Annotated in this window: 5 protein-coding genes and 1 pseudogene; 1 reads left to right on the top strand and 5 read right to left on the bottom strand. The window is 40.3% G+C overall.

The annotated features are described in order from the left end of the window. The 3 genes and pseudogenes from FTV37_RS16425 to FTV37_RS16415 form a co-directional block, all read right to left on the bottom strand. Positions 1-182: pseudogene (locus tag FTV37_RS16425) on the bottom strand (hypothetical protein); the annotation flags it as partial. Continuing rightward, on the bottom strand, positions 179-1,108 hold the full coding sequence (locus FTV37_RS16420; protein ID WP_180064283.1) for a MobA/MobL family protein: 930 nt from the start codon (positions 1,106-1,108) through the stop codon (positions 179-181). The gene FTV37_RS16420 and the pseudogene FTV37_RS16425, both read right to left, overlap by 4 nt. Further along, positions 1,108-1,263 (bottom strand): hypothetical protein, encoded by a 156-nt coding sequence (locus FTV37_RS16415; protein ID WP_004847148.1) that lies wholly within the window; start codon positions 1,261-1,263, stop codon positions 1,108-1,110. The genes FTV37_RS16420 and FTV37_RS16415 overlap by 1 nt, the downstream gene beginning before the upstream one ends. Positions 1,264-1,543: 280 nt before the next feature. Here FTV37_RS16415 and FTV37_RS16410 point away from each other — a divergent pair, with 280 nt between their 5' ends. Further along, entirely contained in the window at positions 1,544-1,954 is a 411-nt protein-coding gene (locus tag FTV37_RS16410; protein WP_179995789.1) for a conjugal transfer protein TraD, read from the top strand. A 237-nt stretch (positions 1,955-2,191) separates the two neighbouring features. Here FTV37_RS16410 and lpxO read toward each other — a convergent pair whose 3' ends face one another. After that, a complete protein-coding gene (gene lpxO, locus FTV37_RS16405; RefSeq protein ID WP_125273387.1) occupies positions 2,192-3,106 on the bottom strand; it encodes a lipid A hydroxylase LpxO in 915 nt (304 codons plus the stop codon). Positions 3,107-4,105: 999 nt separating this feature from the next. Next, a partial coding sequence (locus FTV37_RS16400) for a hypothetical protein (protein ID WP_180064282.1) occupies positions 4,106-4,551 on the bottom strand: 446 nt, incomplete at its 5' end.

Below are 4,551 nucleotides of genomic sequence, written 5' to 3'. Positions count from 1 at the left end.
GCTGTACCCTCCTGTAAGCCCGTATTTAGCGATTTTGATACGGTACTATGGGTTTGCCCTGCTATGACCTTTTGAATGCGTTCTTCGGTGATTTGAAGCTCTTTAACAGCCTGATTGACTAGGTTCTGCTGTTGTTCTGCAACTGCCATCAGTGCATATAACTTTTTTTCATCAGGTGTCATCGGCTCATCCCCTTAAACTTCATTGTTCTCTGTTGCTCTCGTTCTAATTTCTGCTGTTCTTTGTACTGCTGTAAGGCAAGCTGTTTAAAGCTGTCAAAATCAGCCTTAAAGCTCTCAATGCCCTGTTTAATTTCTTTGTCTGAGATAGGGCTGTTTTTGAGGTCTTTCAGGTCTTTTTTCGGGTCGCCTAAATCTAGTCGTTCAAGCTCTTTATAGGCCGTTCGTGACAGTTGTAGGGCTTCCCTAATTTCAGGGTCTTTGGCTTGGCTTGGTAACAGTTTTTTTTCAGGTTCTTTCTCTATGCCTTGCTCTTTGTAGCTTCGCATATCAATACGGCTGTCAATTTGGTGTTTTTCTAAATGGCTGTTGCATAAATCTGCCCATCTTTGGCGTAGGTCTTTAATATCGGTTTTTCGTTCCTGGTAACTCTTACCTGTATTATCTTTTTTAGCTCCGCCACGTTCAGGATTTTTACTGTTATAGCGTTTGAAATACTGCTCCGGATCTCGTTCAATTCCATCTTGCAGACGTTCATTAAACATGAGATGCACGTGGGGCTGATCGTTGCCGTCCATTGCTTTAGGATTATGAATCGCAAACTGATACGGATATTTTGAGCCGATCTCGGACTGAATGAACTCCTCAACCAGTTCTAGACGTTGTTTGGCATTCATCTCTCTAGGCAGGGCAATTTCATATTCTCGATAGGTACTGCCATTTTTGCGCTCGTAAAGGTCGGCTGCTTCCCAAAAGGTAATCGGATTATGTTCAGCCCATTTCGGCATATTCCCATAGGCACTATGTTCAAGGTCGGTTTCTGCCTGTTCTTGTTTCAGCTTTTTTTCTTCATCCCGATCAATATATTCGGCATGCGGTGCTGCTTTACCTGCCTTACCGACTTTGACACTTAAACGAGCAATCGCCATTAGGTCTTATCCTGTTCCTTTTTTCGGTTACGTTCTTTTTTAAACGCTCTTTGATCAAGTATCGAAGCCCACATCATAATGATGATAAGTAGCGGTGCTGCGATCACGCCAAAACTAATATCTTTGATTTTTCCCAAGACCTGTTTTAGTTGCATGCTGTTGCTCCTAGCTTTGGTACTTCTTTTTTTAATTCAATTGAAAATTGAATTAAAAAAAGAAGTTTCAGGGTTTTAGGGATGAAATCCCTAACGTGCTTAGGTTTCTCAATGAAATTGAGAAACGTCTAAGCGCGCCATCAAAATTTTGATGGAAGTGCAGGCGACAATATCTAGAACGAACTTTAACAAAATTGCGTACCTTGGACGTAATTATTTTGTTATCGTTCTTTGAGAATTGAGCATGTACTTTTGCGGTATCTGAATTAAGGAATTGAATATGAATAATGAATGGCTGTCTGAAAAAATTACCTACATTTCTGCATTAAAGAATCCAAGTGATGCTCAAAAACTTCTATTGGAATTGGCTCAAATTCAGTACCGAACACCTGAACAAGAAAAGAAATTAAATGCCCTTATCAAAGCTGAAAAAGCTATAGATCGAGCAAATAAACAGAAAGTCGTTGTTAGAAAATTACTCAATGCGGAAAAGGAAGCTGAACGTAAAGCTCGTACACGTCACCTCATCCAATTAGGCGCACTTTTTGAAATTGCTAACCTAGATCAGCGTGACCCCGCCGAATTACTTGGAGTTCTGCTTAAAACTGCTGAAATTGATCCAAATGATATGAAATGGCAAATTTGGAAAGAATTAGGACAAGAGATATTAAATCAACGTAAAATTAATTAACTACAAGAAACTTTTGCACCTTGAAACCTCATGCTTTATCTAACTTATAAGTTGCGATCTTAAAAATGAAAGAGATACGCGCTCATGTTGTTTTTAGTTTTAACTGGATAAAGCATAAAGCCATGCGTGGTTCAAATCCACTGTAAGCCTTGAAATAAATAGAAAAATCAAAAGGGCAGATAGGCTTCCCCTTTTCTGCCCAAATAAAAAAACGCCCCTCAGGGCGTTTAATGTACTTTAAAACACATAAGGTCGAACAAAGATCAGGAAGAAAATTCCGAGCATTAAGAACCACTTTAAGAAGTAGTACAGTTGACGGTTGGTTTTCTTCAAGGCTTTAGCTTTGATCCGCACTTGATAGACATAACCAAAGACTTTATTCAGTCCACCCGTTTGATCCCCTGCTTCATTTGGAGAGCTGGCAGCGGTCATAACTTTTTTACCAAACCAGTGATTGAAACGTTCCATAAAGCGTGTCTTTAATGGACGCTCGACATCGGCAAAGAAAATAATGCGGTTTTGATCAGTGGTGTTTTCGGCATAGTGAATATAAGTTTCATCAAAGACCACGCTTTCACCATCGCGCCATGAATAGCGCTCACCATCCACATCAATAAAGCAGCGATCATCATTCGGTGTGATCAACCCCAAGTGATAACGCAATGAACCCGCATAAGGGTCACGGTGACGAACCAAACGGCTGTCAGGTGCCAGCTCGGTAAACATCGCGGCTTTAATGGTCGGCAAGGTTTTCAGCAACGCCGTCGTTTTTGGACAAAGTTCAGCGGCTGATGGATGTGCAGAGTCATACCATTTCAGATAAAAACGCTTCCAGCCTGTTTTGAAAAAGGAGTTAAACCCCAAGTCATCATAACTGCTCGATGCTTTAATTCCGCCTTTTTCATATAAAGCTTTTGCTTCATCACGAATCATTTCCCAGTTTTCATCCAACACTTTTAAGTCTTGAAAATGCTGTGTATCGATATATGGCTGATTCGGTACCTTTGAAAACATGTACATGAGGTAGTTAATTGGCGCAAGAATCGTTGAGTGATCGAAAAATTGACGATAAAACGAGTGACGAACCTTCCCACGTTGCTGAATATAAAGTGCAGAAAGAATAAAAATCGCCAGAATGATCCACTTAATCATATGAAAACCTGGAAACCAAAGAAAACGAAATAAAAGAAAAAGACCAGTATTCGGTCTAGACTGCGAATTGTAGCATAGGCTGCAAAGTACGTCCTATTTCCAGCTTTTCATCACAAGTTTTCATTAATTATTGCAATTGGCACATGGTTTTATTGGAATAAGAAAAGCAAAGAAGTATTTAAAGAACTTAAACAAGCTATTGAAAACATAATTAATTAGTCAAATAGCCTAAGCAATAAAATTAGAATAGATCAAACATCCGCTTATTATTCTTAAACGCTTAATAAGCTCTCAACTTCTCAACTCGCCCCCAAAGCGTCGCACTTCGTGCTTTGGCTTTGGAAACGGTTGAGAGAGTTTCGGCAATACTCTCCCTAAAGGCGGTCATTTAAAAAAATGACGCATCCTTTAAGTATTGCCGATTTACCGTATATTCTTTTGGCTTCGGAGCCACGTATATCGGTCGTATCCGCACATAGCTTTGCAAACTATGCAGACAAGGACTAAAGGTCTTGCACCTCTCCCCACACGCTCCCTGTCGAAGTATGGCGGTATCTCTGCGAGGGTTTCCCCAACATACAACTTAACCAACCTATACAACTACTCTTAACGCTCCGCTTTTGTGAGATTCCCCTGTAGCGGTTTAGCCTTTCGACTATCGCTACGTTGCACCAGTGACACTTATTCCCTCCACATGCAACGCATGCCAATCCGTAAAACGGACACGCAGGAGCAGGCAAAGCTCGATCTATGATGCTTATTTGATGATTAAAAACACGTATTAACGAAGACTTATCATTTTGAGTCTTGATCTAAACACTGTTTATTGTGAAAATAGAGTTCAGGTACAAGCCTTGTGGTGAAATCTGCACGAGTTGGTAGCTCTGCTGATCTTCGTTACTTGATGTTAGCGCATCAAATAACTGCGTACCGCTGAATATAAAGCGAAAGCCCATTGAGTTTCAATACTGAATGGGCTTTTTCTTTTTCAGATGTTTGTTATTTAGGGTCTATCACGCAAAAATCTTTAGCATTTCCATATCCGCACTGTTCTTTCATCACTCGGACACACGTTTTAGATTCTCCATCGACTTTACAGCTTCCAAGATCAAACTGAATGCCTTGCTGTCTTAGGCTCTCGATCTGCGGGATATTTTCTAAAGGTTTGATATAAACACTAAACAGCCAAATGATGCCAAGCATAAGAATGGCGAAAATGCCTAAAACGATAGTGATGATTTTCCATGAAAATTGATCACTGGTTGATTCAATCGAGTTTTTTAAATGTCCAAGTGCTTTGGCGGTCTTAATAAGCTCCGCTGTACCCTCCTGTAAGCCCGTATTTAGCGATTTTGATACGGTACTATGGGTTTGCCCTGCTATGACCTTTTGAATGCGTTCTTCGGTGATTTGAAGCTCTTTAACAGCCTGATTGACTAGGTTCT

The organism is Acinetobacter sp. YH16042 (assembly GCF_013417245.1).
Classification (GTDB): Bacteria; Pseudomonadota; Gammaproteobacteria; order Pseudomonadales; family Moraxellaceae; genus Acinetobacter; species Acinetobacter amyesii.
The sequence above is the reverse complement of the archived record's forward strand: the minus strand, read 5'-3'. Positions and strand labels throughout refer to the sequence as shown.